Genomic DNA, 24,760 nt, shown 5'->3' with positions numbered 1-24,760 from the left:
TGATAGTCCTGCGTTTATTCGGAACAGACTTTGATTTTTATAGAAGCCGTTTTTCCTCTATAATAGAAGCAGATGATACGCGGAAGGAGAATGCAGATGAAACCGTTTGTATATGTCACAAAACCGGTCCCAAAAGAAATCGAAGAGATGCTCGCCGAACACTGCACATATGAAATTTGGACTTCGCGCGAGCGCATTCCCAGATCGACCCTGCTCGAAAAAATCAAGGAAGCAGACGGTCTTTTAACCTCAGGGACAAAAATCAACCGTGAATTATTATGCAATGCGCCGAAGTTAAAAATCGTCAGCAACAACTCCGTCGGCTATGACAACTTTGACATTGAAGCAATGAAAGAAAAATCGGTTATCGGCACTCACACACCATACATTCTTGACGGCACAGTCGCAGACCTCGCTTTCGGTCTGATCCTTTCCTCAGCGCGGCGAATCGCCGAGCTCGACCGCTACATCCGCGATGGAAAATGGACCAAATCAGAGGATGATGAAAGCTTGTTCGGATGCGATGTCCATCACCGGACGCTCGGCATCATCGGAATGGGACGAATCGGAGAACAAGTCGCCAAACGGGCGGCCTTGGGTTTTGATATGGAAGTGCTCTATTACAGCCGCAGCCGCAAACCCGACACAGAGAAAAAAACCGGCGCGGTTTATACGGGCTTTCATGAATTGTTGGAACGCTCGGATTTCATTGTTCTGATCACACCGCTCACAGATGAGACATACCGCCTTATCGGCGAAGCTGAATTCAAAAAAATGAAACCGTCATCCATTTTCATCAACATCTCCCGCGGCAAAACCGTTGACGAACAAGCGTTGATTCAAGCGCTGAAAGAAGGATGGATTAAAGGAGCCGGACTTGATGTATTTGAAAAGGAGCCGATTGAAAAAGACAATCCGCTCCTAAGCCTTTCCAATGTGACCCTCGTTCCCCACATTGGATCATCCACTCTTGTCACACACGTCAACATGCTGAAAAGCGCCGTCCAAAACCTGATTGACGGTCTTCAGGGCAGACAGCCAAAAGATATAGTCAAAGAACTGAGATGACGCACATTCTTACATTCAGGCCCGGAATGTTTTGCCGAGCTCGCGTCCTAAACCAAAATAGTGTCTAAAAAGATAAATTAAAGGCCCCCATTTTTGAGGATCGATGTGGTGTTCCCCTTTTATAATCGCTTCATGTGCGTGCACATGAAGCACTTTTGTTTCAATGACGGCAAAATACGGTGAATGTTCCGGAATGCGGATATTGACGGCTTCCGCTTCAATTTGAAGCGGACAATCGGCGACTCTGTCAGGTTTCACCGCCAGGGAATCTGCTGCCGTAAATCCGCCGGCTGCAAACTTTTCTTTAAGGTATGTAAAGCCGAGCCGCTTTTTTTCTTCCGGAACGCATCGTTTGCCGGTATAGGAAGCGAGCCGTTCTACATTGCTCCATAAAGATGAATCCGGCACATTGATGACACATCCGGCTTGTCTCTCTAAATTCTCCAATGCTTTGCCGCCGGTGCCGACGCCGAGTACGATCGAATCCCCAAGCGCCCAAGAAGAGGAAAGCGGGCTGAGATTCGTGGAACCGTCTTCGTTCAGCGTGCTGAGCAAAATGACGGGTGTTCCGTAGTATAAAATGCTTGGCTGAATAATTTTGCTGTTTAGATGCATATCGGTCTCCTCCTTTTATGCTTTTATTGTAATTCTCCAATATTTCAATTAACATCGAAGTATCGATTACATTTTAGGAGGAAGTGTCATGACCGTGAATCCGAATATCGCCGAGGTCGCCAAGCTTGTCACCGATCCGTCGCGGGCCGCGATTTTAACCGCATTGCTTGATGACCGGTTTTATACAGCTACCGAGCTGGCCGGATATGCGGGAATCAAACAGCAGACAGCAAGCTTTCACCTTTCCAAACTGCTTGACGCCGAAATGCTGACATGCCGGAAGCAAGGACGGCACCGCTATTACCGGCTCAAAGATGGCAAGGTTGCACAATCGCTGGAAACTCTGCTCAACATAGCCCCCCCTGCTGAAATTCGCTCTTTCCGGCAGTCAGCCGAAGATCGGGCGGTCAGAAAAGCGCGGACATGCTATGATCACTTGGCTGGATCGCTCGGCGTCACACTTGCGGAGCGGCTCGTGGAGATGGGCGTGTTGAAAGAAGAAGAGACGGCTTTTACCGTGACTGAAGCAGGAGAATTATTTTTGAAGGAACTTGGCATCGATGTTGGGGAAGTCAAAAAGAAACGGCGCTCTTTTTGCCATAAATGCCTGGATTGGAGTGAAAGGCGGCATCACATTGCCGGTGCCCTGGGATCCGCACTGCTCGACGCTTTTATCCGCATGGGCTGGATCGAGCGGCGCCCGCGCACACGGGCCGTTGCAGTCACGCCCGCGGGCGCAAAGGAACTTTACCGCCTATTTCACATTTCCATTGAAAAGAACTGATGAAAAGCAGTTGGTTTTTTCTTCAAATCTTGACTGACATTCCGGGAGTCAAATAGGAAACCGCGGCGATCCGTTCCCGTCCTCGGGTTTCATGGAAAATTTACAATACTATAATGATTTCTGAGCATGTTTTGAGGTACAATTCAATATGATTACAGACGGAATAGAAATGAGGAAATGCAGCTGTTCAATCCCATGAAGGCACATTCTTCATGTTTATGCTATAAAGTCTAAAGATGGGGAGGACTTTATCCGTGAAAAAAATATTATCCACACTTGCGCTTGGGATTGTTCTCGCGCTCGGCTTTCTGGCGGGGAACCTTTTTACAAGCTCAGCTGAAGGGCCGCATGCAGAAAAAGGCAGCACCGTTCAGTCAAATGAGGTCATTAATACGTTTGAAGGTGTTGCAGACTATATCGTGAAATACGGCAGGCTGCCTGACAACTTCATCACAAAAGCCGAAGCGGCAAAATTAGGGTGGGACCCGCAAAAAGGCAATCTCGCAGAAGTAGCGCCTGGAAAAAGCATCGGCGGCGATATCTTTCAAAACAGAGAAAAGCTGCTTCCAGATGCGGCCGGACGCGTATGGAGAGAAGCCGACATCAACTATACATCGGGATTCCGGGGGTCAGACCGGATCGTCTATTCCAGCGACAGACTGGTTTATAAAACAACTGACCACTATAAAACGTTTACGAGAATGAGATGATCATATGAAACAAGTCACTTTAAACGGAGACAAGATCACGAGTGTATCAGACCTTCACCAAACATTAAAAGAACAGCTGGAGCTTCCGGACTACTATGGCGAGAACCTTGACGCGCTGTGGGATTGTCTGACCGGCTGGGTCGGCATGCCTTTGCTGATCGAGTGGAAGAATATCGAAAAAAGCCGGATTTACTTGGGCGATCAAGCCGAAGCATATTTGCAGCTTTTTCGCGAAGCCGAAGAAACTCTGGACGGCTTTCAGCTGAAAACAGAAGGATAAAACAGAAAACGAGCGGGCGCTGCAGACAGGCGTCCGCTTATTTAATTGATGCGCGCAGCGGTGCTTCAGTCAAAAAATGCTTGAACGAAAATGGTCTGGAAATCTCCGGCGTTCACATCTTCTTTCGTCAAACCGCTTCCGGTTTGCTTTGTGAAGTGATCCTTCGACAAAATTAACTTTCCGTCCTTTGTCAGCTTGGAAGCGAGCGGGTTTTTATTAAAGGGAGACGCTTCCTCATCGAAAATCGCATCCCGCACGCACGCAAGCGCCGCTTCATCGATTGGCGTCAGCGAAAATGCGTAGCCGGTCTGCCACCCCTCTCCCTTATCCATTTCAAGAAGGTAATCTCCTTTATCTGTCTTTGTTTTCCTGATACGGTAAGCTCCTGTTTTTGAGGTGATGGGTTCACCTGAGAACGGAACGGGGGCAAGCGGCAGGTTGATGCCGAATCCAGTATCAAGCAAATAGGTTTCATCGCTTTCCCGCAGAATAACGGCGACATGCGTTCCCGTCAGCGCCCACGCCTGTTCTTTTGGATTAAAAACCGTCCCGCGAACCATGTGTACGGAAAAGCCGAGCTCTGTCAGCACATGGTAAAGAAAAGCGTTCAAATCATAGCATAAACCGCCTCTTTTATTGTTCAGCAAGGCTTCCGTCAGCCCTGTTTTCGTCATCGAAATCCGTTCGTTTCTTAAAACCGCGCTATTTTCAAAAGGAAACTGTAAAGCCAGCAGCGATAAAAATTCGGGCAAGTCAGCAAATGTCACCTGCTGACCGGGCTTGTATCCAATCCTTTTAAACAGCGAATCAAGCATCGTCGTCATCGGTTATTCTCCTTCCGCTTTGAATCGATGAGAAAAAGCCAAACCTCATAAAGGTTTAGCTTTTTTCTCTTGAACATATGCAGTCAATGCAGCAAGAGCATCTTGTTCATCGGATCCGTCGGCGATCAGCGTGACTTCCGATCCGGAGCTGACAGCTAGGCTCATCAGCCCCATGATGCTTTTGGCATTCACTTTTTTATCTCCCTTTTCCAGAAAAATATCTGATTGAAAACGGTTTGCTTCTTGAACAAACAATGCCGCCGGGCGTGCTTGAAGCCCCGTTTTCAAAAGAATTTCCACTTTTTGTTGAACCATACGATCTCCCCCATTCCCTATTTTAAAGAGACAGATTGTCCTGAACGCAGCTGCTCAGCTATTTCATCCAGTTTCCTAAGCCGGTGATTGATGCCCGATTTGCTGATTTTTCCGCTCGACACCATTTCCCCGAGTTCCTTTAAGGTTACTTCCTGATAATCAATGCGGAGCTGGGCGATTTCCCTCAGCTTTTCCGGTAGCGCATCAAGCCCGATTCTTTCGTCGATCAGCTTAATGTTTTCCACCTGCCGCAGAGAAGCGCCGATCGTTTTGTTTAGATTGGCTGTCTCGCAATTGACGAGCCGGTTGACCGAGTTTCTCATATCTCGCACGATCCGGACGTCTTCAAAGCGGAGCAGCGAATTATGCGCGCCGATCACATTCAAAAACTCGGTAATTTTTTCAGCTTCCTTCAGATACGTGATGTATCCTTTTTTCCGCTCAAGCGTTTTGCTGTTTAAATGAAACTGATTCATGAGCCTGCACAATGAATCATTATGCTCTTTATACAGCGAAAAAATTTCGAGGTGGTAAGAAGATGTCTCGGGATTATTGACAGAACCCCCGGCTAAAAAAGCCCCTCTCATATAAGAACGTTTGCAGCAACGTTTTTTGACTAAGTCTTCCGAGATGTTTCTGGCAATGACAAAGTTGTCTCCGAGTATTTTCAGGTCCTCAAGAATCAGCTTGGCATTTTCGATCAGGCGTACGATGTAGACATTGTTTTTTTTCAGTCTCATTTTCTTTCGAACGAGCAGTTCAACGGAAACATCGTATTGTTTCTTCAGCAATGTGTAAATTCTTCTGGCGATGGCCGCGTTCTCGGTCTGGACGTCGAGAACCACTTTTCGGTTTGAGAAAGACAATGAACCGTTCATCCGAATGAGGGCAGAGAGCTCTGCTTTCGCGCAGCAATCTTTTACTTCAAGGTTTGTAAGTTCTTTTTTCGTTTCCGATGCAAATGACATATTATGGACACCCCCATTCCAAGGCCTGCTATTCTTTTAACAAATCAACAAGTAGCGAAGCGACTTTATGTGTATCATGACGGATCACGCCATTCTCATATGTCACAATCTGATCTTTGATGACCTCAAGCCCCATCGCAGACAGATCATCAATGTTAAACTGGACGGGCTGTGCCTGCTCCTTCGCATAGCGTTCCCGGATATCGTCCGGGATTTCCTCATTGTTGACGAGGATCGTATCGATAAACGGACCGCCCATATGCTGGTTAAGCGCTTTTACATGATCAGCTGCACTGTAGTACAGGGTTTCTCCCGGCTGGGTCATCACATTGCAAATATAAACTATTTTTGCCGGGGCGTTTAATATTTCTTCCCTTATCTTCGGAACGAGAAGATTCGGCAAGATGCTCGTATACAGGCTTCCCGGGCCGAGAATAATCAGATCGGCGCCGCGGATTACATCAATCGTTTCCGGAACGGGTTCGATTTTTTCAGGGGTTAAAAACACCCGTTTAATCCGCTTCCCGTAAGACGGTATCGTCGATTCCCCTGATATGATCTGTCCGTCATCCATTTCCGCATGAAGGACAACACTGGTATTGGCCGCGGGCAGAACCCTTCCCCTCACATTTAAAACTTTGCTCATTTCAGTGACGGCGTGAAAGAAATCACCGGTTATATTCGTCATCGCCGCCAAAATCAAATTTCCCAATGAATGGCCGATTAAATCGCCGCCTTTAGAGAAGCGGTGCTGGAACAGATCTTCAACAAGCGGTTCAACATCAGACAGTGCAGCGAGCACATTTCTGATGTCCCCCGGAGGGGGAATTTTAAGCTCATCGCGCAGCCTCCCCGAGCTTCCGCCGTCATCTGCGACCGTCACAATCGCCGTAATGTCAACCGGATGTTGCTTCAAACCTCTGAGCAATACCGAAAGGCCTGTTCCTCCGCCAAAGATTGCGATTTTTTTCTGATCTGCCATGCTATTTTCTGCTTTTCTTCTCGATGTCCCGGTGAGTAACATGAGTATAGTAGTCCTTTTTATAATAATCGGCAAGGTATTCAGCAAGCGTCACCGAGCGATGCTGTCCGCCTGTGCAGCCAATCGCGATGACTAGCTGGCTTTTACCTTCGCGCTTATATGACGGAAGCATAAAGCTCAGCAGCTCGGTCAGTTTTTCAAGAAACTTTTGCGTTTCGTTCCATTTCATCACATACGAAGATACTTCCTGATCTTTTCCCGTCAGCGGCCTCATGCTGTCGATATAGTACGGATTCGGAAGAAACCTTACGTCGAACACTAGATCCGCATCGATCGGTAATCCGTATTTAAACCCGAATGACATCACATTCACTGTAAAGGTATGTCCATGATCTGCCGCAAAATGCTGGACAATTTTTTCGCGCAGGTCCCTCGGTTTCATATCAGATGTATCATAAATGATTTGAGAGCGGCCTTTCAGCTCTTCGAGAAGCTCCCGTTCCGTTCGGATACCCTCAAGCGGCAGGCCAGTTGTCGCAAGGGGGTGGGACCTTCTTGTCTCTTTATATCTTGAAACGAGAACCAAATCCTTGGCATCTAAAAATAAAATTCGCGGGGTAATCCAAGATGTTTCCCCAATCTCGTCAAGCGCTTCAATCAAGCTGTCAAAAAACTCGCGGCCGCGCAAATCCATAACAAGGGCAACTTTGCTCATTTTTGAACTTGATTCCTTCATCAGCTCCAAAAATTTCGGCAGCAAAGATGGCGGCAGATTATCGACACAGAAAAAACCGAGATCCTCAAAGCTTTGAATCGCCACTGTTTTTCCTGCCCCTGACATTCCGGTTATGATTACAAGCTGTATATCATGGCCTCCATTCGCATTCATGCTTCTCTCCCCCTCTTATGTTTATTCGCCTTGCGGGTCGAGGCGATAGGACAGCAATTCAAAGTCAGGCGTATACGTAAAGGTGCCGTGAAGCAGTCCTTTGCCTTTCAGCATAAAATCCAGAATATGGACGTCTCCCGGCGCCATCGGCAGGCTCCCGACGTCTGCCGCCTGATGCCACTCGATGATGCCTTCTTCCGATTCTTCTACATGTTTGCCTGTATAATGATCGGCGACGAATGTGAACATCATCCATTCAGATACGACCTGATCATTTTCTTTTATGATAAAGGTGAATATCCCTTTCAGCTGCGGGTTCAGCACATACAAGCCCGTCTCTTCGCGGTATTCCCTGATGACGGCGTCCCTGACGGTTTCCCCGCTTTCCATTTTGCCGCCGGGGGCTACCCACCAGCCTCGTCTGGGCTTTTGCAGCAACAGGACTTTATCACCTGAAGTCAGCACACAATTCGTCACTCTTTGCAAAGTCTGTCACCCATCCTTTTATTCCTTCAATTCTTTTCTCTATTATACCGCTTCCTGTCCCCGCTCACAATGAACATGCAGTTCCGCCGCGAAAATCGCTTTTTTCCGGACTGCTTTAAAGCTTTTCCCGGGTAAACCTTAAAGAAACGGCTTTTTCAGCGAATGGAAGCGCTTGCGAAAACCGTTCTTTCATTCTATTTTACAGCAAAAATAGACGTTTCAATATTGAAATTTGAACAACTTGTGAAATTTGTAAAAATTTCTCTTTACGGAAAAATAAAACAAAAAAAGGACACGGATATGATCATCCGTGCCAATAAAATTCATTATAAAAGGGGGTCAATTACTATACCCATCATAACGAATAATTGTTTCACTGGTGTTACAGGGCGGTTAAATCATGATGACGATAAAAATACGTTATTTTACAGCCTTTTCTTTCTCTTTCAGCTCTTCGATATAGTGCTGAACGCTCTGTGCGGCAATGCTTCCGTCGCCTGTTGCTGTTACGATTTGGCGAAGGGTTTTCTCGCGGATATCGCCCGCTGCAAAAATACCTTCAACTTTTGTTTCCATCTGTTCATTTGTCACGATGTAGCCCTCTTCATTTGTAATGCCGAGGTTTTTGAACGGCTCTGAAAGCGGCAGCATGCCGATGTAGATAAAGACGCCGTCAGTCCGGAACTCTTCTTCTTCGCCTGTGACCGTATCGACCAGCGTTACTTTACCGACCTTTCCGTCTTTTTCATGAATTTCCTTGACCGTCTTGTTCCAGAGAAAGTCGACTTTTTCGTTGTCAAACGCGCGCGCCTGTAGGATGCTTTGCGCTCTCAGCTTATCGCGGCGGTGGACGATCGTGACTTTCGAAGCGAAACGGGTTAAGTACACGCCTTCTTCAACAGCGGAGTCCCCTCCTCCGACAACGACGAGCTCTTTGTTTTTAAAGAATGCGCCGTCACAAACCGCACAATAAGATACACCGCGGCCGCCAAGCTCTTTTTCGCCAGGTACGCCGAGCTTCTTATATTCGGCGCCTGCTGTGATGATGACCGCACGCGCTTTAAATTCTTTTGATCCCGCTTTGACGATCTTGTAGTCTCCTTCATCGACGACTTCTTTAATATCGCCATACGCATACTCAGCGCCGAACTTTTTCGCATGTTCAAACATTTTATTTGAAAGCTCTGGTCCCAGAATGCTTTCAAATCCCGGATAGTTTTCGACATCCTCCGTATTGGCCATCTGTCCGCCCGGAACGCCTCTTTCAACCATCAAAGTCGACAGGTTCGCCCTTGACGTATAAACGGCTGCCGTCATTCCCGCAGGACCTGCTCCGATAATAATGACGTCATACATCTTTTCTTCTGACACAATGTTCACTCCTTCATGAATCTTATGCTGTCAAGCAGTCCATTTCTGTTAAATAAGATTCCCTTCTTATATCTTCCTTACCCATATCCTATAAAATATCATGAATAATCGCTATTTTTTTGCTCACATAATAAAACAGGCTGAACAGTGAAGTCCACACCTGTTTCTAAAGATGTTCTTTTAATGTACGTTCATACTTAGAAAGCGTTCCGGGCGAGATATGGAAGATTTTTGCGGTTTCAGCTTTTGTCAGCCGCTCCTGATGCTCGGTCTTCCAAATGTAATAGATCGCCGCGGCAAGCCCGCCGGCATTTTTCAGCTGAAGGCCGTAAGCCCTGATCTGCTGAATGACATGAAAAATCCAAAAGCACATGGCCTCCTGTTCCATCGCTGACTGATCCGCTTGTTCAATCGCTTTCGCAGTTCTGTAAGCAAGAAGCGCGTCTTTTGAATCAACGGCTGCACTGCTTTCCCCGTAAAGCACAAGCCTGACAAACTGATCTTCAAACGGCGTTTTTGCCATCTGTGAATCAAGCACCGCTTTAAGCTGGGCTTTTTCCCCTTTTCTTCCGCTGATATAGTACGCGGCAAGGCGCTCCTCAAGCGGCCGCTGGACAGGTTTCTTTTCCTTCCGTTCTTTCCACGGCTCCATGCGGGCGTCATCCGGATACTCTTCCTGCATCTTTTTCCATACAGACCGGGCAAATTGAGTGCGGCCGGTGTAGTAAGCCGAGCAGGCGAGCCAGTAATAAAAGGTCTCATCCCCTTCAAATCCCATGCGGTAGAGTGATTTCAGCCATTTATAGCCGAGATCGTATCTGCCGACGAGGGATAGCGTGGCGCCGAGCTTATACCTTTGCTCAAACAGCATCGGATAAACATTGGAAAGCTGTTCGGAAAGCGCCTCGACCTTATCGTCCCGTCGTTCATAGTGATAAAAAATGAGAAGATTGCAAAGCGCATGCAGGTTTCCATGGCTTTTTTCCAAGACCGTAAAAATCGTCGTTTTGGCTTTCTGAATGTCTCCGGCATAAAAATATGCCAGTGCAAGGTTGTTGTAAGCTGACCAAAACTCGGGGTAATCGGAAGTGATTTCTTCAAGCATCACGATCGATTCTTGAAGCTGTCCATTTTCCAGCAGTGATTTCGCCCGATCCTGTTTCAGAATCAAGTCGTCCTGATCGAACTGCGAATAGCCCTCATCTTCCTCTCCCATATCCAATAAATCAAGGAGCTCCGCATTTTCCTCGCTGAACTCGCCGTCCGGGTCTTCTTTTAAATAAGTCTCCGCTGCTTTATAGGCTTCGTGAAAAAGGCCGAGGTGCGCATAGTTGTTCGCTTTAAAATAATAACATTCAGTCATTTTTTCGTTGATGTTCGTCAGGATAAAGTCCAAAAGTTCATTTGATTGCTGGTAAAATCCCATTTCAGTGTATATAACCGCAAGTTGGGACAGCATTCCCGTGTTTTCCGGTTCAAGAAAAATCGCTCTCTGAATGAGCTTGCTTGCGCGGGATAAATTGCGTTCTCTATATGCTTTGAGTCCTTTATGATAAAAATATTGCCCATCTTGGAACAGTTGGACAATTCTCGAATCTTTATGGTGTTCAGAAGTGTACTTTCCCACAGATACCCTCCATTTCAAACTATATACCGTGAGTAGTATAACATAGTTTCCAGCAGGCTTAATAGGCCAAAAACAAGTTTCGAGAAAATTCTCTTCATTTTCCACATATGGTTTTTTCACCATTTTATTCCTGACGTTTGGAGCATCGGAGCGCATAGGGCCTTCAGAAGGCTCAAGGTAGGTTTTATATCGGAAGTACGCTTTTTATTTTAACCAGGGCAAAATCTTTTTTTAGCACTAGATGGTGACGAATATATGTTCCCATTGTATGATCATAGAAAGGGGGTTCATCATGTGAAAAAAAGCGGATCAATACAATTGAAGCATTTCTCGGAAGAACATTCAGCTGCACTTCTCGAATTCGAGCTTCCTGAAGAACAGCATCGATTTACCGCGTTGCCGAAAGAGGTTTTAAAACGGACGGACGGTCAGTTTCCAATCGTAATTTTAAGCGAAGGCGAACCTGTCGGATTTTTTATCCTGCATGCGACCGATAGGGTAAAAGACTATTCGGACAACCTGGACGCCATGCTGTTAACGGCGCTATCCATCGACAGAAAGCACCAGGGAAAAGGTTATGCAAAAGAAGGAGTGCTCAAGCTTCCTGCGTTTGTCGCCAAGGAGTTCACCCATTGTCATGAAATTGTGCTGGTTGTGAACGTGAAAAACACCGCGGCCCAGCACCTGTATGTGAAAGCCGGATTTGCAGACACAGGGGAAAGAAAAATGGGACCGATCGGAGAGCAAATCGTGATGAAATTAAACACGGGAAAACACCCAAAAGGCAGTTAGCTTTTTGGGTGTAAGCAATGCGCTTATGATTCAGAGCCTTCATGGCGCTCTTTCAGGACGCCAAGCACATCATCAAGCGGCAGGGACTGCTCCCTCAACAAAACGAGGAGATGGTAAAGAAGGTCAGCCGCTTCCCATTTCAGCTCTTCAGAATCCCGGTTTTTTGCAGCAATAATGACTTCCGCCGCTTCTTCGCCAACCTTCTTCAAAATCTTGTCAACGCCTTCACGGAACAAATATGTCGTATATGCGCCTTCAGGCATTTCAGCCTGCCGTTTGGCAATCACCGTTTCAAGTTCATTGATGATGTCAAAGCGGCCGCCATCAGTCTGTCTGATATGTTCGCCGGGCGAAAAACAGCTATAGCTTCCTGTATGACAGGCCGGTCCCGCCGGTTCGACCAGCACGATGAGCGCATCCTGATCACAGTCAAGCCTGATGTCTATCACACGCTGAATGTTTCCTGACGTCGCTCCCTTATGCCAGAGCTCTCCTCGCGATCTACTGAAAAACCATATCTCCTTCGTTTCCAGCGTTTTTTCAAACGATTCTTTGTTCATATAAGCAAGTGTCAGCACTTCCTTGCTCGCTGCATCCTGGACTATCGCCGGGATCAAGCCGGCTTCATTAAATGTCAACTCGTCTGCCTTGATCATCTTACATTCACCCCGCGCTCTTTTAAATAAGCTTTTACTTCTTTTACAGATGTTTCTTTGTAATGAAAGATAGATGCGGCAAGAGCCGCGTCCGCCCGCCCTTCTGCAAATGCATCATACATGTGGCCCGCATGACCTGCGCCTCCGGATGCAATGACCGGGACTGAAACAGCTTCTGACACAAGCTTTGTGAGCCTGCAGTCAAATCCGTTCTTTTCTCCGTCTGCATCCATGCTTGTCAGCAGGATTTCACCGGCTCCCCGCTGAACGGCTTCCTTCGCCCATGAGACGGCCTCAAGGTCCGTCTTTTTACGTCCGCCGTGTGTATAAACATAATACTGATCAGCTTCCGGATCAAATTTTGCATCAATCGCGACGACAATGCATTGAGAACCGAAAAAGTCAGCGCCTTCCGTTATCAGCTCCGGACGGAGAACGGCAGCCGTATTAACGGAAACTTTGTCGGCGCCGGCCCGCAGGATCGTTTTCATATCATCCAAACGATTGATGCCGCCGCCGACGGTAAACGGGATCGCCAGCTTGGCCGCCACTCTTTCAACGACGTCAACCATCGTTTTTCTCCCCTCGTGGGATGCCGAGATATCGAGAAAAACAAGCTCATCGGCGCCTTCACGATCATATACTTCAGCCAGCTCAACGGGATCGCCGGCATCTTTCAATTCAACAAACTGCACACCTTTGACAACGCGGCCGTCTTTTACGTCCAAACACGGGATAATTCGTTTTGTGATCACTTTGCCGCCACCCTTTCAAGCGCTTCAGCCACGGTAAATTGATTGGTATACAGCGCTTTTCCGACAATGGCGCCAGAGACGCCTTCCACAGTCCGGGAAGCGAGCGCCTCAAGATCGGCGAGAGAGCTGACACCGCCGGAGGCAATGACTTGTTTGCCGGTTGCCCTGGCAAGCTCCACTGTACTGCTGATATTCGGTCCTGACAGCATTCCGTCAGTCGCAATGTCGGTAAAGATAAAAACTTCCGCACCTTCATTCGCAAGCTCGCGGCCAAGCTCTTCCGCTCTAACGGAGGAGGTCTCAAGCCATCCTTCAGTCGAAACAAATCCGTCTCTTGCGTCAAGACCGATTGCGATATGCCGGCCGTAAGCTTTCAGCATGTTTTTGACAAACTCGGGATTTGATACGGCCGAGCTGCCTAAGATCACCCTTTCAACACCTTGCGACAAGTAGTCATATACGTCTTTTTCGGTTCTGATGCCGCCGCCGACTTGCACTTTAACGTTGAGTTCATCAGCAATGTTTATGACGTGTCTGTCGTTCACTTTTTTGCCTTCTCTTGCCCCGTCCAAATCGACAAGATGAATCCAGTCTGCCCCCGCTTCAGCAAACCGGGAAGCCATATCCAGAGGGGAATGACCGTAAATCGTTTCTTTTTCGTAATCTCCCTGGATGAGCCTGACGCATTTGCCGTTTCTCATGTCAATGGCAGGGTATACAGTAAACTCGCTCATTTTTTCACCTTCTGTTCTTGTGTAAGCTGCTTGAAACGCTTTAAAATCGACATGCCGACCGCACTGCTTTTTTCCGGATGGAACTGGGCGCCGTATACATTGCCAAAACCGACGACAGCAGGCACACGCACACCGTATTCGGCGCTGGCAAGCAAAGCTTCCTCTTCGATTCCGCAGACATAATACGAATGAACGAAATACGCATACCCTTCTTTCGTCTTTGGTAAAAGCGGAGAGTCGCGGTGGACCGTGAGAAGATTCCAGCCCATGTGAGGCACTTTTAAGCGATCTCCCGCTTGGTCACGGTCTTTCAGTTTAACGATTTTTCCTTTCAAAAGGCCGAGTCCTTTTGACGCCCCGCGTTCTTCGCTTTCTTCAAATAACAGCTGCATACCGAGGCATATGCCGAGAAGAGGTTTTCCTTCACTTACGGCATCTTGAATAAATGTTTTCAGGCCGGTCTGGCTTAAAGTCTCCATCGCATCCCGAAAAGCGCCGACTCCCGGAAGGATATAGCTGTCCGCTTTCTTAAGTTCATCCGGATGCTCGGAGACGAAATAAGGGGCATCGATCCGTTCAAGCGCTTTAGAGACGCTGTACAGGTTTCCCATTCCGTAATCTATGACACCGATCATTTACAGCATTCCTTTCGTTGACGGAATTCCTTTGACCCGCGGATCGATCAATGTCGCTTCATCAAGCGCACGTCCCAGCGCTTTAAAAATCGCCTCGATCATGTGGTGAGTATTCGTACCGTAATGAACGATGACATGAAGATTCATTCGCGCTTCCAGCGCAAACTTCCACAAAAATTCATGGACAAGCTCTGTATCAAAGGTTCCGACTTTCTGGCTCGGGAATTCGGCTCTGAACTCGAGGTGCGGCCTGTTGCTCAGATCAATCGCAACCTGGGCGAGCGCTTCATCCATCGGCACTATGCTCGAACCGTAGCGTTTGATTCCTTGTTTATCTCCGAGCGCTTCCAAAAGCGCCTGTCCGAGACAAATTCCGATATCTTCCGTCGTATGGTGGTCGTCGATTTCAACATCGCCTTTCGCTTCAACTGAAAGGTCAAACTGCCCGTGTTTTGTAAATAAATCGAGCATATGCGTCATAAACGGGACATCCGTTTGAATATCCGCTTTCCCTTCTCCGTCAATATGAAAGGATAATTTAATATCAGTTTCATTGGTTTTTCTTGCCCGTTCGGCTTTTCTCATCAGTCTTCCTCCCGGTTTCTGGATTCAATTGCTCTTGCATGGGCTTCAAGTCCTTCCAATCTTGCAAAGGCCGCAATGCTCTCGGCATTCTCGCGGAATGCATCCCTGCTGTAGGAAATGATGCTGGAGCGCTTTTGGAAGTCGGTCACATTTAGCGGGCTTGAAAATCTGGCTGTGCCGTTAGTCGGCAGAACATGATTAGGGCCCGCAAAATAATCTCCCACCGGCTCTGAACTGTAGCGGCCCAGGAAAATGGCTCCCGCGTGTTTGATCTGTCCGAGCAGGGCGTCAGGCTGAGCTGTTAAAATTTCCAAATGTTCAGGAGCGAGCTCATTGATGACGGAAACAGCTTCATGCATCGTCTTTGTAACATAGATCAAACCGTGGTTGTCAATCGACTGCCGTGTAATCTCTTTTCTTGGAAGATGTTCGAGCTGTTCGTAAACCTCTTTTAAAACAGATTCGGCAAGCGGCTTTGAGTCGGTGACAAGAATGCTCGCTGCCATCGCATCATGCTCAGCCTGTGAAAGTAGATCAGCAGCGATTTCCCGGTGATTTGCCGTACTGTCAGCGAGAATGGCGATTTCACTTGGGCCCGCGATCATATCAATATCAACCTGGCCGAATACTTCCCGTTTAGCCAAGGCGACGTAAATATTTCCAGGTCCTGTGATTTTATCGACGGGGGAAATGGTTTCTGTTCCGTAAGCCAATGCGGCAATCGCCTGAGCACCGCCCATTTTGTAAATCTCTGTGACGCCAAGCTCAGCGGCAGCTGCCAGCACTCCCGCCGACAATTTGCCGTCTTTTCCCGGAGGTGAGGCAAGGACGATGCGATCGACACCGGCAACAAGCGCCGGAATAACATTCATCAGAACGGATGATGGGTAAGCAGCCGTTCCGCCGGGCACGTACACTCCCGCTGAATCAAGGGGCGTGATTTTCTGGCCGAGCATCGTTCCGTCCTTGCGGTGGTAAAACCATGATGATGCGAGCTGCCGCTCATGATATTCTTTAATGTTAAAAATCGCCGCCCGAATAATCTCGAGATCACGTTCATTGAGCGTGATGTATGCTTCCTTGATTTCCTCTTCAGAAACGCGAAAGTCGGCCACATCCGCTCCGTCAAATTGTCTTGTGAATGCGGAAACAGCTGAATTCCCGTACTTTTTCACTTCATCGATAATGCCGCGGACCGCTTTTCTTTGCTCTTCCGTTCCGGCGTCAATAGTGCGCTTTAGGGAAACCGACGTATTTCCGCTGATGGTTTTGATCTTCATTTTACTTTTTCCCCTTCCACAATAAGAGAAAGTTTTGAAGCCATTTCATCGATGACTGCGTCTTTCATTCGGTAGCTGACAGGATTTACGATGAAACGTGACGTGATGTCGCAAATTTTTTCGGTTTCAACCAGCCCGTTTTCCCTTAAAGTCTGTCCTGTTGATACGATATCAACGATTCGGCCGGCAAGTCCGATCAAGGGAGCGAGTTCAATCGAACCGTTGAGCTTGATGATTTCCACTTGTTCTCCCTGCTCCCTGAAGTAGCTTGACGCGACATTTGGATACTTGGTCGCAACCCGGGGCGCAACGTTGTCGGCCGCCGTCTCTGGCAGGCCGGCTACGGCAAGACGGCATTTGCTGATGTTTAAATCAAGAACCTCGTAGACATCGCGTTCTTCTTCCAGCAGCACATCTTTGCCGGCGATTCCGACATCGGCCACCCCGTGCTCGACATATGTTGTGACATCCATCGGCTTGGCGAGGATAAAGCGAAGGTTCTCTTCAGGCACCTGAATGATCAGTTTTCTCGAATCATCGAATTCTTCAGGGAGCTGATAGCCTGCTTTTCGAAGCATATCGGCAGCTTCTTCAAATATCCGCCCTTTCGGCATCGCAATCGTCAATTCCTTACCCATGCTTCTCTTCCTTTCTGGCCCCGATAAAATAGGTCACGTTTTGAAAAGACTTTGTCATTTGGTCAATATCTCCGATTCCCGCTAAGTCCTGTATAACGACTTTTTTGCCCTTTCTTCGCTCTTCTTCGGCAAATTTGATCGCCTCTTTTCTTTGTTCCGTGCTGAAGATGACGACATCGATTTTTTCTTGCTCTTCCGCCGGCTTCAATGCTTCTAGCAGCCTGTCAGTCCTGATGCCGAAACCGGTTGCCGGAGCGGGTGAGTCGAAGCGGCCGAGAAGCTGGTCGTATCTGCCACCGTTTCCGATCGGAAAGCCGACGTTTTCAGCATAGATTTCAAACAAAACACCCGTATAGTAGCTCATATGGCTGACCATGCCTAAATCAAGCTTAATGTCGTCCGTGCAACCATAGTCGCCGAGTGTCTCCCAAAGCGTCTTCAGTTCTGAAACCGCGCGTTTTCCTTTTTCAGAATCGATGATCGATGCCGCCTTGCCGCACGTTTCAATACCGCCTCTCAGCTCCAAAAGCTCGAGCAGCCTGCTTTTATCAATTGAGGATAAATTGAGGGATTTTACATGCTCCCGGTAGCCGACATAGTTCTTTTCGTATAAATAGCGCCGCAGGACATGAGCCCTTTCTTCATTTCCTAAAACCTCCACAAACAGAGCATCTGAAATTCCGACATGGCCGATCGAGATTTTAAATGAAGTCAGGCCGGCATTTTTAAGCGAAAAAATGACGAGTGCAATCACTTCTGCGTCAGCGCTTGTAGATCCATCGCCGATCAGTTCGACGCCGACTTGCTCAAATTCGGCGGCACGCCCGCCTTCACGCTCCTGTGCCCTGAACACATTTGCAGCATAGCCCACTCTAAGCGGGTGATCATCTTTATGAAGCTTTGAGGCCGCCACCCTTGCGATCGGAGCCGTCATATCAGGTCTTAACACGAGCGTCTGCCCCTCCTGATCAAGGAGTTTAAACAACTGCTGATCCAATATGGCCGACTGCACACCGACCGTATCATAAAATTCAAGGGCCGGTGTCTCCATGAACTGATACCCCCACAAAGCCATCACCTCTGTTAATGAAGAGCGCACCTTTTTCTTCGTTTCGTAAAGCACAGGCAGCGTATCCCGCATGCCATGCGGTTTTTCAAACATAAACATCTACACTTGCACCCCCATAACTGTTTGAAGGAAAATTCCGAATCCTTTAGTTCGCTAATATGATAATATGCTAACAGATAAAAGAATCAAAATCAACAGCCGCTCTTAAAATAGACTCCGGACCGTATGGGAAATGATAACTTTTATGTAATGAACATCTTGATGTTATAATATAAACAATTGCAAATCTTTGCCTTAACCAAACCAGCAAAGGGAAGACAGGAGACTCAGAATGAAATTTTTCAAAACTCTTTTTTTTATTTTTTTCGTAGCAGCTCTTATGACCGCCGTTCTTATACTGTTTTCTAAAGATGCGTTAAGCCCGTTAGCAGAAATGCTGCACAGCAGCCATAAGAATGCTGCTGACAATAAAGAAGTACATCAGCCGCTAGACGTCCCGCTAATCAACCAAATGGACTCGCCGAAGCTTTATAACGGCTGTGAAGTCGCCAGCCTGGCGATGATCTTAAACTACAGCGGATATCATGTCACAAAAAATGAGCTTGCCAATGAGGTGAAAAGAGTGCCTCTGCACTATGAAAGCGGCTTAAAGGGAAATCCTAACGACGGCTTTGTGGGAGATATGGAAAACGGACCCGGACTGAGTGTCTACCATGGCCCGATTTACGATTTGGCCTATTCATACGCAGGTACTAAAGCTGTCGATTTGACGGGAAGTGAGCCGGAGAAAATATATGAACAGCTGAATCAAGGAAGACCGGTTTGGGTTATCACCACTGTTCATTTCAGTCCAGTCAACGATATGGAAACATGGAATACGCCGTCAGGTAAAATCGATGTGACGTACAGCGTTCACAGTGTTGCCGTGACAGGCTATGATGAGGATTACGTTTATTTGAATGATCCGTACGGATATAAAAACAGAAAAACAGACAGAGAAAATTTTGAGAAATCATGGACACAAATGGGCAGTCAGGCGATCGTGATCGCCGCTTAAAAAGGCAGATTAACCCCTGCCTTTTTTAGTTCTTTCAACCCCTATTAAAATAAGCCTCTTTACCCTTTCATCACATCCAAAATACAGAAAAAAACCTCATTGCACGTGTTCAATTTACTGTTTTTTCATAATATTCAAATTATTTGTTTACTTTTCAGCAAGCTCGCATATATGATAGTACCGAAATAGGTGTCTCATCTTATTGCAAAAGGTCTAGAAATTGCTTTCATCTAAGGGAGACAAATCTGTTTTGAACAATATTTCATGAGGAGGATGAAAATGATGAAGAGATTAGCAGGTACGGTTATTTTGTCAGGTTTGCTCGTCTGCGGGTTTGGACAGGCTCTGCCCGAAAAAGCCTCGGCCGCCGAGGTCGTTCACAAAACGATCGTAGTCGAAAAAGGACAAACGTATGACGGGAAAGGCAAGCGGCTGATTGCAGGTCCGGAGCTGGGGGACGGAAGCCAGCGCGAAGATCAAAAACCGATTTTCAAAGTGGAGAATGGCGCAACGCTCAAAAACGTCGTGCTTGGCGCTCCTGCTGCTGACGGTGTTCACACTTATGGTAACGCTTCTATAAGCAATGTTGTTTGGGAAGATGTCGGCGAAGATGCCCTGACTGTCAAAAGCGAAGGAAATGTCACGATTAACGGAGGATCAGCCCGGCTTGCCGCGGACAAAATCTTTCAGATTAATAAAGCGAGTACATTTACCGTGAAAAATTTCACTGCGGATCAAGGAGGCAAATTCATTCGCCAGCTCGGAGGCTCGACATTTAAGGCAGTGGTCAATATTGATAACTGCACGATTACAAACATGAAAGAGGCCATCTTCAGAACCGACAGCAGTACAAGTTCCGTTACGATGACAAATACAAGGTACTCAAAAGTCGGAAAGAAGTGGATCGGTGTGAAGCATATTACGGAAAGGAACAATCATGAATTTTAACTTTGATTGCAAATAAAGGCCCCCGTTCTTTATTCAGCGGGGGGCTCCAACCTTTTTTCCATTTCTTCTTTTGTATAGATCAGCCGCATCGGATTGCCGCCGACAAAAGCGCCCGGAGGCACATCTTTATGAACGAGCGTACCGGCGGAAATGACGGCGCCGTCTCCGATTTCGACGCCTGGAAGGATCGTCGTATTGGCTCCGATCATGACTTCATCGCCGATGACAACCTCGCCGAGCCGATATTCTTTTATTAAATACTCGTGCGCCAAAATGGTCGTATTGTAGCCGATCACGGTGTTACGCCCGACGGAGATCTTTTCAGGAAACATGATATCCGGCATGACCATTAAAGCAAATGAGCATTTCTCTCCGATTTTCATCCGCAAAAACGTCCGGTACATCCAATTTTTCATCCCAAGAAACGGCGTATAGCGCGCTGCCTGAATGACGATAAAGTTTTTGACCACTTTAAAAAATGGAACCGTCTGATAGATGTGCCATAAGGAATTGGCGCCGGACACCGGATAGCGCTTCGTTTTTCTCAAGCTTTCTCCACCTCAAGAATGCGAAGGAGATCGCTCATTTGCTGGAGCATAAAATCAGGCTCGTGTTTAGCCAGGCTTTCTTCTCCTTTAATCGTCCACGCAACGCCTGCTGTTTTCGTTCCGGCGTTCTTCCCTGCTAATATATCGTGGTAATTATCACCGATCATGATGGCTTCTTCCGGACGGCTGCCAAGCTTGGAAAGGGCGAGCAAAACAGGCTCGGGATCTGGTTTCGGCTGCTTGACGTCATCCAGCGTCACAACCGTCTCGAAAAAGGCATCAAGCCCCGTCAGTTTAAGCCCCATGATAACGGTGTCCCGCAGCTTTGTCGTGACAATCCCGAGCTTATACCCTTCTTCCGCGAGGCTTTCCAACGTCTCGTAAACCGTCTCATACTCGGTTACCAGTTCATCATGCATCTGATGATTAAATGTCCGGTACATGGTGATCATTTCTTCAGCCTTATCCTTTTGAATGCTTGAGAACGTTTCATAAAGGGAAGGTCCGATGAAAGCAAGGACATCCTCCCGTTTATAGCGTCCCGGTGCATAATGGTCGAGCGTGTGCAAAAATGAGGCGATGATCAGCTCATTTGTATTGATGAGCGTTCCATCCAAATCAAATAAAACCGTATTAACTTTCATACAAAGCTTCCTTTCTGCGAACGGAATAACCCGGCTTTCTCCAGATGCGCGAAATCGCGATCGTCAGCAGAATCGCGGTTACAAGCCTGATCAACAAAAGAGGCCAGACCGGAATGCCGAGTGGGATAAATACCAATGTGTCTTCCACAACCGCGTGACAGGCAACGAGAAAAATAAACGCGAGCGTTACATCTCTTTTGCTGACGCCGTCTTCTTCGACCGCTTTGATCATAACGCCGGCCCCATATGCAAGGCCGATCGTCAGCCCGGCAACCATCGTCATTGAGGTGTTCTCTTTCATGCCGAGCATTCTCGTCAGCGGTGCAAACCACTTTGAAAAAGTATGCAGCCAGCCAAGGTCTCTCATATATTGAATGATGATCATCAGCGGTATCACGATGGCTGCAAGCTGAAGGACACCAAGACCCGCCTTGGTGACGGCTTCAAGCGCAATTTCAAGCCAGCCGGAAGGAGCGGTGCTTTTCGCAGAGATCAAGCCGTATTTAGCCGCATCCTGACCGCCGTGCCAGACAAGGTTAATGATAAAGGCCGAAAAAACGGCGAGGCCGATGCGCACAAGCAAAATAAGCCATATTTTAATTCCGACCCTTGATGCAACGGTCGATTCGATAATCAAATTGTGGCAAAACGACAGCATCACCGCTAAAATAAACACTTCTTTAACTGTCAAATCAAGCGTTAAAATCCCCGCAATTCCGGCATACAAGTTCAGCATGTTGCCGAGCACAAGCGGTATCGCCGCTTCCCCTGACAACCCGAAAATTCCCATCGCCGGCGTGATCAGTTTGATCAACCAGTCCATCACCGGTGTGTGCTGAAGCATGCTGACAATCAGCGTGACAGGAAAAATCACTTTTCCGAGTGTCCACGTCGTTTTCAGTCCCGCCACAGCACCGGCTTTTAAAGTTCCCTTCATTGCTGTCTCCCCTTTGTAAAATCGCTACATCTCCTGATACCGTTTAATCTCTCGCCCTTTGAAACGTCTGTAGGCTATCAGCGCAGCCGCACTGAGGATCAGGACGATTGAAATCACCTGGGCGATGCGAAGGTTCGCCGTCAGCATCAGACTGTCCGTTCTCAGGCCTTCGATATAGTAGCGTCCCATCGAATACCAAATGACATAGATTAAGAACAGCTCGCCTCGCTTTAAATTCGCTTTTCTTAAAAGAAGCAGAACGACGACTCCCGTGAAGCTCCACAGCGATTCATACAAAAAGGTAGGCTGGTAGTACTGCCCGTCGATGTACATTTGATTGATGATAAAATCAGGCAGGTGGAGGTTTTCTAAAAACGCTCTTGACACCGCCTCACCGTGCGCTTCCTGGTTCATAAAGTTTCCCCAGCGGCCGATCGCCTGACCGAGCAGGATGCTTGGAGCAGCAATATCAGCCAGCTTCCAAAACGAAAGCCCTTTGACCTTCGCATAAATGATTCCCGTCAGTACGGCGCCGATCAGTCCGCCGTGGATCGCAAGGCCGCCGTTCCATATTTGAATAATCTGGTCCGGGTGTTCACTGTAATAGCCCCATTGAAAAATGACATAGTATGCCCTTGCACATAAAATCGCAATCGGGATCGCAAAAAGCACCAAATCGACAAAGGTGTCCTTATGCAGCCCCCTCCGTTCGCCTTCCCTGACCGCCAGCCACAAGCCCAGCAAAGCGCCAAGGCCGATGATAATGCCGTACCAATGGACAGCAATCGGCCCCAGGTGAAAAGCAATCGGATTTAAAGGTTCAATCGTTTCATTCATATTGTCAGCTCCTATTCTTCAAGCTCACCATCTTCAATCACATCCGCAAGCTTATGGGTAAATTGCTCAGCGGCATTCAGACCCATTCTCTTTAGTCTGAAGTTCATTGCGGCCACTTCGATGATGACGGCAAGATTTCTTCCCGGACGAACCGGAATTGTCAGCTTCGGAACGTCTGTATCAATAATTTTCATTGTATCTTCTTCAAGCCCTAAGCGGTCATACTGCTTTCCTTGCTCCCAAAGCTCCAGACTCATGACAAGAGTAATCCGCTTAAAGCTTCTGACCGCCCCCGCGCCAAATAACGTCATGACATTGATAATGCCAAGGCCTCTGATTTCCAGGAGATGCTCAATTAATTCAGGCGCGCTTCCGATCAATGTATCCTGGTCTTCCTGTCTGATCTCAACGCAGTCATCCGCCACAAGGCGATGGCCTCTTTTGACAAGCTCCAAAGCCGTTTCGCTTTTTCCAACGCCGCTCTTTCCGATAATGAGCACCCCGACGCCGTAAACATCGACGAGGACGCCGTGAATCGCAGTTGTCGGAGCCAGCTGGCTTTCAAGAAAATTCGTCAGACGGCTTGTCAGGCGCGTCGTCTTTAACGGGGATCGAAGCACAGGCACGCCGTTTTCTTCGGAAGCCTCGATGAGTTCAGGCGGAATCGGCAAATCACGGGAAAGGATGATCGCCGGTGTAATTTCCGTGCATAACGACAGCATCCGCTGCTTTTTTTCTTCCTCTGGAAGCTTTTCAAAAAAGGTAATCTCGGTCTTCCCAAGCAGCTGAACCCTCTCTTTTGGATAGTATGTAAAATAACCAGCCATTTCAAGGCCCGGTCTTGATAAATCGCTCATCGTAATCGGGCGGTTGATCCCTTCTTCTCCGCTGATGAGCTCAAGCTTAAATTTATCCATCACATCTTTTGTTCGAACTTTCGGCACGATTGATGCACCCTCCTCTTCTCAGATGAAGAACTAGACATTCAGCTTTATTCTATCACTTTCAAAATGAACCTAAAACATTTTTTGAAAATGGCCCCCCTTGACACTTCGGTGAAGTCTTCTTTTCCTGGGCTTTCTTTCAAAGCGAAAAATCAGTAGTATGTAAAGAGGAACGCGAAAAGGAAGTGAAGAACCGTTGAAATACAATATCCATGATACCACCGTGCTGAACGAAGACATTTTGACCCCGGAAGAAAAAGAGACATGGGTTCTTTATATGAAAGTACTGACCGCTGCCGGCCTGGGGGATGTCTCCGAATGGATGAAGCTCGATCTCAGCATGCCGCAAATGAAGGTTTTAATGCTTCTGAACAACCACGGCACACTGAAAGTCTCTGAAATCGCTGAAAAAATGGGCGCTTCCCTTTCAAATATGACCGGACTGCTCAGCCGCCTTGAACAAGCGAACTTCATCAAAAGAACACATTCCGAGCAAGATCGGAGAACGATTGTTGTTGAACTAACCGAAGATGCAAAGGGGATTTTTCGAAGCCTTTACAAAAAGGGCCACGAAAAGCTCAAAAAGGCGCTCCAGAAACTGAACGAACAGGAAAAAACCAAAGTGAATGAAGGCCTTACCATTCTTGAAAAAGCGTTAAAAGCTGACGATGAATAGACAAGCTGCCCGGAAAACGGCGCAGCTTTTTTTGTTGAAAAATTTCTTTTGACAAAATGTGTTTTTTTAAGGATGATTAAAATAGTTCACTCAAAGTGTATTATTC

General features: G+C 47.4%; 30 protein-coding genes. 8 read left to right on the top strand and 22 right to left on the bottom strand.

Annotation, left to right across the window (positions count from 1 at the left end):
• Positions 1 to 96 precede the first annotated feature (96 nt).
• Positions 97 to 1,068 (top strand): 2-hydroxyacid dehydrogenase, encoded by a 972-nt coding sequence (locus LQ247_RS03270; RefSeq protein WP_020453051.1) that lies wholly within the window; start codon positions 97 to 99, stop codon positions 1,066 to 1,068.
• Positions 1,069 to 1,083: 15 nt separating this feature from the next.
• Here LQ247_RS03270 and LQ247_RS03265 read toward each other — a convergent pair whose 3' ends face one another.
• Positions 1,084 to 1,683 carry a flavin reductase family protein gene (locus LQ247_RS03265; RefSeq protein WP_231005562.1) on the bottom strand — a complete coding sequence of 200 codons (600 nt, stop codon included), beginning with the start codon at positions 1,681 to 1,683 and terminating at the stop codon, positions 1,084 to 1,086.
• 88 nt (positions 1,684 to 1,771) lie between these two features.
• Here LQ247_RS03265 and LQ247_RS03260 point away from each other — a divergent pair, with 88 nt between their 5' ends.
• From LQ247_RS03260 to LQ247_RS03250, 3 genes are all read left to right on the top strand, one after another.
• Positions 1,772 to 2,467: an ArsR/SmtB family transcription factor gene (locus LQ247_RS03260; protein ID WP_048350579.1), complete on the top strand. Its 696-nt coding sequence runs from the start codon at positions 1,772 to 1,774 to the stop codon at positions 2,465 to 2,467.
• 254 nt (positions 2,468 to 2,721) lie between these two features.
• Entirely contained in the window at positions 2,722 to 3,177 is a 456-nt protein-coding gene (locus LQ247_RS03255) for a ribonuclease (protein ID WP_048350580.1), read from the top strand.
• Positions 3,178 to 3,181: 4 nt separating this feature from the next.
• A complete protein-coding gene (locus LQ247_RS03250) occupies positions 3,182 to 3,457 on the top strand; it encodes a barstar family protein (RefSeq protein WP_020453055.1) in 276 nt (91 codons plus the stop codon).
• A gap of 65 nt (positions 3,458 to 3,522) precedes the next feature.
• Here LQ247_RS03250 and LQ247_RS03245 read toward each other — a convergent pair whose 3' ends face one another.
• From LQ247_RS03245 to LQ247_RS03210, 8 genes are all read right to left on the bottom strand, one after another.
• The gene (locus LQ247_RS03245; protein WP_035337756.1) at positions 3,523 to 4,281 is read right to left on the bottom strand and encodes an arylamine N-acetyltransferase; all 759 of its coding nucleotides are present in this window, start codon (positions 4,279 to 4,281) and stop codon (positions 3,523 to 3,525) included.
• Between the two features lie 45 nt (positions 4,282 to 4,326).
• The gene (locus tag LQ247_RS03240; protein WP_020453057.1) at positions 4,327 to 4,596 is read right to left on the bottom strand and encodes an HPr family phosphocarrier protein; all 270 of its coding nucleotides are present in this window, start codon (positions 4,594 to 4,596) and stop codon (positions 4,327 to 4,329) included.
• A 17-nt stretch (positions 4,597 to 4,613) separates the two neighbouring features.
• Positions 4,614 to 5,564 carry a DNA-binding protein WhiA gene (gene whiA / locus LQ247_RS03235; protein ID WP_020453058.1) on the bottom strand — a complete coding sequence of 317 codons (951 nt, stop codon included), beginning with the start codon at positions 5,562 to 5,564 and terminating at the stop codon, positions 4,614 to 4,616.
• 28 nt (positions 5,565 to 5,592) lie between these two features.
• Complete coding sequence (locus tag LQ247_RS03230) at positions 5,593 to 6,546, bottom strand: gluconeogenesis factor YvcK family protein (RefSeq protein WP_212110810.1); 954 nt, start codon at positions 6,544 to 6,546, stop codon at positions 5,593 to 5,595.
• Position 6,547: 1 nt separating this feature from the next.
• Complete coding sequence (gene rapZ, locus LQ247_RS03225; protein ID WP_020453060.1) at positions 6,548 to 7,435, bottom strand: RNase adapter RapZ; 888 nt, start codon at positions 7,433 to 7,435, stop codon at positions 6,548 to 6,550.
• A 21-nt stretch (positions 7,436 to 7,456) separates the two neighbouring features.
• On the bottom strand, positions 7,457 to 7,921 hold the full coding sequence (locus LQ247_RS03220) for an 8-oxo-dGTP diphosphatase (RefSeq protein WP_026580154.1): 465 nt from the start codon (positions 7,919 to 7,921) through the stop codon (positions 7,457 to 7,459).
• Positions 7,922 to 8,341: 420 nt separating this feature from the next.
• Complete coding sequence (gene trxB / locus LQ247_RS03215) at positions 8,342 to 9,292, bottom strand: thioredoxin-disulfide reductase (RefSeq protein ID WP_020453061.1); 951 nt, start codon at positions 9,290 to 9,292, stop codon at positions 8,342 to 8,344.
• A gap of 166 nt (positions 9,293 to 9,458) precedes the next feature.
• The gene (locus LQ247_RS03210) at positions 9,459 to 10,919 is read right to left on the bottom strand and encodes a tetratricopeptide repeat protein (RefSeq protein WP_023856353.1); all 1,461 of its coding nucleotides are present in this window, start codon (positions 10,917 to 10,919) and stop codon (positions 9,459 to 9,461) included.
• 294 nt (positions 10,920 to 11,213) lie between these two features.
• On the opposite strand from LQ247_RS03210, the gene LQ247_RS03205 reads away from it, so the two are divergent.
• A complete protein-coding gene (locus LQ247_RS03205; RefSeq protein WP_231005561.1) occupies positions 11,214 to 11,711 on the top strand; it encodes a GNAT family N-acetyltransferase in 498 nt (165 codons plus the stop codon).
• A 23-nt stretch (positions 11,712 to 11,734) separates the two neighbouring features.
• On the opposite strand, the gene hisIE is transcribed toward LQ247_RS03205, so the two are convergent.
• Genes hisIE through LQ247_RS03165 form a run of 8 tightly spaced genes read right to left on the bottom strand, consistent with a single transcriptional unit; the run spans position 11,735 to position 18,162 of the window.
• Positions 11,735 to 12,367 carry a bifunctional phosphoribosyl-AMP cyclohydrolase/phosphoribosyl-ATP diphosphatase HisIE gene (hisIE, locus tag LQ247_RS03200; protein WP_231005560.1) on the bottom strand — a complete coding sequence of 211 codons (633 nt, stop codon included), beginning with the start codon at positions 12,365 to 12,367 and terminating at the stop codon, positions 11,735 to 11,737.
• Entirely contained in the window at positions 12,364 to 13,122 is a 759-nt protein-coding gene (gene hisF / locus LQ247_RS03195) for an imidazole glycerol phosphate synthase subunit HisF (RefSeq protein ID WP_023856356.1), read from the bottom strand. Before hisF ends, hisIE begins: the two co-directional genes overlap by 4 nt.
• Positions 13,119 to 13,856: a 1-(5-phosphoribosyl)-5-[(5-phosphoribosylamino)methylideneamino]imidazole-4-carboxamide isomerase gene (gene hisA, locus LQ247_RS03190; RefSeq protein WP_101561430.1), complete on the bottom strand. Its 738-nt coding sequence runs from the start codon at positions 13,854 to 13,856 to the stop codon at positions 13,119 to 13,121. The genes hisF and hisA overlap by 4 nt, the downstream gene beginning before the upstream one ends.
• Complete coding sequence (hisH, locus tag LQ247_RS03185) at positions 13,853 to 14,491, bottom strand: imidazole glycerol phosphate synthase subunit HisH (protein ID WP_039073040.1); 639 nt, start codon at positions 14,489 to 14,491, stop codon at positions 13,853 to 13,855. The genes hisA and hisH overlap by 4 nt, the downstream gene beginning before the upstream one ends.
• Complete coding sequence (gene hisB / locus LQ247_RS03180) at positions 14,492 to 15,076, bottom strand: imidazoleglycerol-phosphate dehydratase HisB (protein ID WP_231005559.1); 585 nt, start codon at positions 15,074 to 15,076, stop codon at positions 14,492 to 14,494.
• The gene (gene hisD / locus LQ247_RS03175) at positions 15,076 to 16,356 is read right to left on the bottom strand and encodes a histidinol dehydrogenase (protein ID WP_145654566.1); all 1,281 of its coding nucleotides are present in this window, start codon (positions 16,354 to 16,356) and stop codon (positions 15,076 to 15,078) included. The genes hisB and hisD overlap by 1 nt, the downstream gene beginning before the upstream one ends.
• Positions 16,353 to 16,994: an ATP phosphoribosyltransferase gene (gene hisG, locus LQ247_RS03170; RefSeq protein ID WP_023856361.1), complete on the bottom strand. Its 642-nt coding sequence runs from the start codon at positions 16,992 to 16,994 to the stop codon at positions 16,353 to 16,355. The genes hisD and hisG overlap by 4 nt, the downstream gene beginning before the upstream one ends.
• Positions 16,987 to 18,162, bottom strand: a complete 1,176-nt coding sequence (locus LQ247_RS03165) for an ATP phosphoribosyltransferase regulatory subunit (RefSeq protein WP_023856362.1) — start codon at positions 18,160 to 18,162, stop codon at positions 16,987 to 16,989. The genes hisG and LQ247_RS03165 overlap by 8 nt, the downstream gene beginning before the upstream one ends.
• 232 nt (positions 18,163 to 18,394) lie before the next feature.
• On the opposite strand from LQ247_RS03165, the gene LQ247_RS03160 reads away from it, so the two are divergent.
• Positions 18,395 to 19,120, top strand: a complete 726-nt coding sequence (locus tag LQ247_RS03160; protein WP_023856363.1) for a C39 family peptidase — start codon at positions 18,395 to 18,397, stop codon at positions 19,118 to 19,120.
• Between the two features lie 279 nt (positions 19,121 to 19,399).
• Positions 19,400 to 20,068, top strand: coding sequence for a pectate lyase (locus LQ247_RS03155; protein WP_020453073.1), 669 nt, complete (start codon positions 19,400 to 19,402; stop codon positions 20,066 to 20,068).
• 29 nt (positions 20,069 to 20,097) lie between these two features.
• Here the strand turns inward: LQ247_RS03155 and LQ247_RS03150 are convergent, their stop codons facing one another.
• Genes LQ247_RS03150 through hprK form a run of 5 tightly spaced genes read right to left on the bottom strand, consistent with a single transcriptional unit; the run spans position 20,098 to position 23,978 of the window.
• Entirely contained in the window at positions 20,098 to 20,616 is a 519-nt protein-coding gene (locus LQ247_RS03150) for an acyltransferase (RefSeq protein WP_105979683.1), read from the bottom strand.
• Positions 20,613 to 21,260 carry a pyrophosphatase PpaX gene (ppaX, locus tag LQ247_RS03145; RefSeq protein WP_105979681.1) on the bottom strand — a complete coding sequence of 216 codons (648 nt, stop codon included), beginning with the start codon at positions 21,258 to 21,260 and terminating at the stop codon, positions 20,613 to 20,615. Before ppaX ends, LQ247_RS03150 begins: the two co-directional genes overlap by 4 nt.
• Positions 21,250 to 22,197, bottom strand: coding sequence for a nucleoside recognition domain-containing protein (locus tag LQ247_RS03140; RefSeq protein WP_231005558.1), 948 nt, complete (start codon positions 22,195 to 22,197; stop codon positions 21,250 to 21,252). The genes ppaX and LQ247_RS03140 overlap by 11 nt, the downstream gene beginning before the upstream one ends.
• Positions 22,198 to 22,221: 24 nt before the next feature.
• Positions 22,222 to 23,034 (bottom strand): prolipoprotein diacylglyceryl transferase, encoded by an 813-nt coding sequence (gene lgt, locus LQ247_RS03135; protein ID WP_020453077.1) that lies wholly within the window; start codon positions 23,032 to 23,034, stop codon positions 22,222 to 22,224.
• Positions 23,035 to 23,045: 11 nt separating this feature from the next.
• Positions 23,046 to 23,978 (bottom strand): HPr(Ser) kinase/phosphatase, encoded by a 933-nt coding sequence (gene hprK, locus LQ247_RS03130; protein WP_020453078.1) that lies wholly within the window; start codon positions 23,976 to 23,978, stop codon positions 23,046 to 23,048.
• Positions 23,979 to 24,174: 196 nt separating this feature from the next.
• Between hprK and LQ247_RS03125 the strand changes: the two genes are divergently transcribed.
• Positions 24,175 to 24,654 (top strand): MarR family transcriptional regulator, encoded by a 480-nt coding sequence (locus LQ247_RS03125; RefSeq protein WP_020453079.1) that lies wholly within the window; start codon positions 24,175 to 24,177, stop codon positions 24,652 to 24,654.
• The last annotated feature ends 106 nt before the right edge of the window (positions 24,655 to 24,760 follow it).

Origin of the sequence: Bacillus sp. BS3(2021) (assembly GCF_021043345.1) — a bacterium.
GTDB classification, from domain to species: domain Bacteria; phylum Bacillota; class Bacilli; order Bacillales; family Bacillaceae; genus Bacillus; species Bacillus paralicheniformis.
Note: the sequence above shows the minus strand (reverse complement) of the source record. Positions and strands in the feature narration are given on the sequence as shown.

Bases quoted from the DNA above. Each gene is read 5' to 3' on its own strand.
- rapZ (WP_020453060.1), bottom strand. From the start codon at position 7,435: ATGAATGCGAATGGAGGCCATGATATACAGCTTGTAATCATAACCGGA.
- LQ247_RS03160 (WP_023856363.1), top strand. From the start codon at position 18,395: ATGAAATTTTTCAAAACTCTTTTTTTTATTTTTTTCGTAGCAGCTCTT.
- LQ247_RS03155 (WP_020453073.1), top strand. From the start codon at position 19,400: ATGATGAAGAGATTAGCAGGTACGGTTATTTTGTCAGGTTTGCTCGTC.
- LQ247_RS03260 (WP_048350579.1), top strand. From the start codon at position 1,772: ATGACCGTGAATCCGAATATCGCCGAGGTCGCCAAGCTTGTCACCGAT.
- hisH (WP_039073040.1), bottom strand. From the start codon at position 14,491: ATGATCGGTGTCATAGATTACGGAATGGGAAACCTGTACAGCGTCTCT.
- hisIE (WP_231005560.1), bottom strand. From the start codon at position 12,367: ATGATCAAGGCAGACGAGTTGACATTTAATGAAGCCGGCTTGATCCCG.
- LQ247_RS03245 (WP_035337756.1), bottom strand. From the start codon at position 4,281: ATGACGACGATGCTTGATTCGCTGTTTAAAAGGATTGGATACAAGCCC.
- whiA (WP_020453058.1), bottom strand. From the start codon at position 5,564: ATGTCATTTGCATCGGAAACGAAAAAAGAACTTACAAACCTTGAAGTA.
- LQ247_RS03165 (WP_023856362.1), bottom strand. From the start codon at position 18,162: ATGTTTATGTTTGAAAAACCGCATGGCATGCGGGATACGCTGCCTGTG.
- LQ247_RS03140 (WP_231005558.1), bottom strand. From the start codon at position 22,197: ATGAAGGGAACTTTAAAAGCCGGTGCTGTGGCGGGACTGAAAACGACG.
- hisA (WP_101561430.1), bottom strand. From the start codon at position 13,856: ATGAGCGAGTTTACTGTATACCCTGCCATTGACATGAGAAACGGCAAA.
- ppaX (WP_105979681.1), bottom strand. From the start codon at position 21,260: ATGAAAGTTAATACGGTTTTATTTGATTTGGATGGAACGCTCATCAAT.
- lgt (WP_020453077.1), bottom strand. From the start codon at position 23,034: ATGAATGAAACGATTGAACCTTTAAATCCGATTGCTTTTCACCTGGGG.
- LQ247_RS03240 (WP_020453057.1), bottom strand. From the start codon at position 4,596: ATGGTTCAACAAAAAGTGGAAATTCTTTTGAAAACGGGGCTTCAAGCA.
- hisG (WP_023856361.1), bottom strand. From the start codon at position 16,994: ATGGGTAAGGAATTGACGATTGCGATGCCGAAAGGGCGGATATTTGAA.
- LQ247_RS03270 (WP_020453051.1), top strand. From the start codon at position 97: ATGAAACCGTTTGTATATGTCACAAAACCGGTCCCAAAAGAAATCGAA.
- hisD (WP_145654566.1), bottom strand. From the start codon at position 16,356: ATGAAGATCAAAACCATCAGCGGAAATACGTCGGTTTCCCTAAAGCGC.
- hisB (WP_231005559.1), bottom strand. From the start codon at position 15,076: ATGAGAAAAGCCGAACGGGCAAGAAAAACCAATGAAACTGATATTAAA.
- LQ247_RS03230 (WP_212110810.1), bottom strand. From the start codon at position 6,546: ATGGCAGATCAGAAAAAAATCGCAATCTTTGGCGGAGGAACAGGCCTT.
- LQ247_RS03250 (WP_020453055.1), top strand. From the start codon at position 3,182: ATGAAACAAGTCACTTTAAACGGAGACAAGATCACGAGTGTATCAGAC.
- LQ247_RS03265 (WP_231005562.1), bottom strand. From the start codon at position 1,683: ATGCATCTAAACAGCAAAATTATTCAGCCAAGCATTTTATACTACGGA.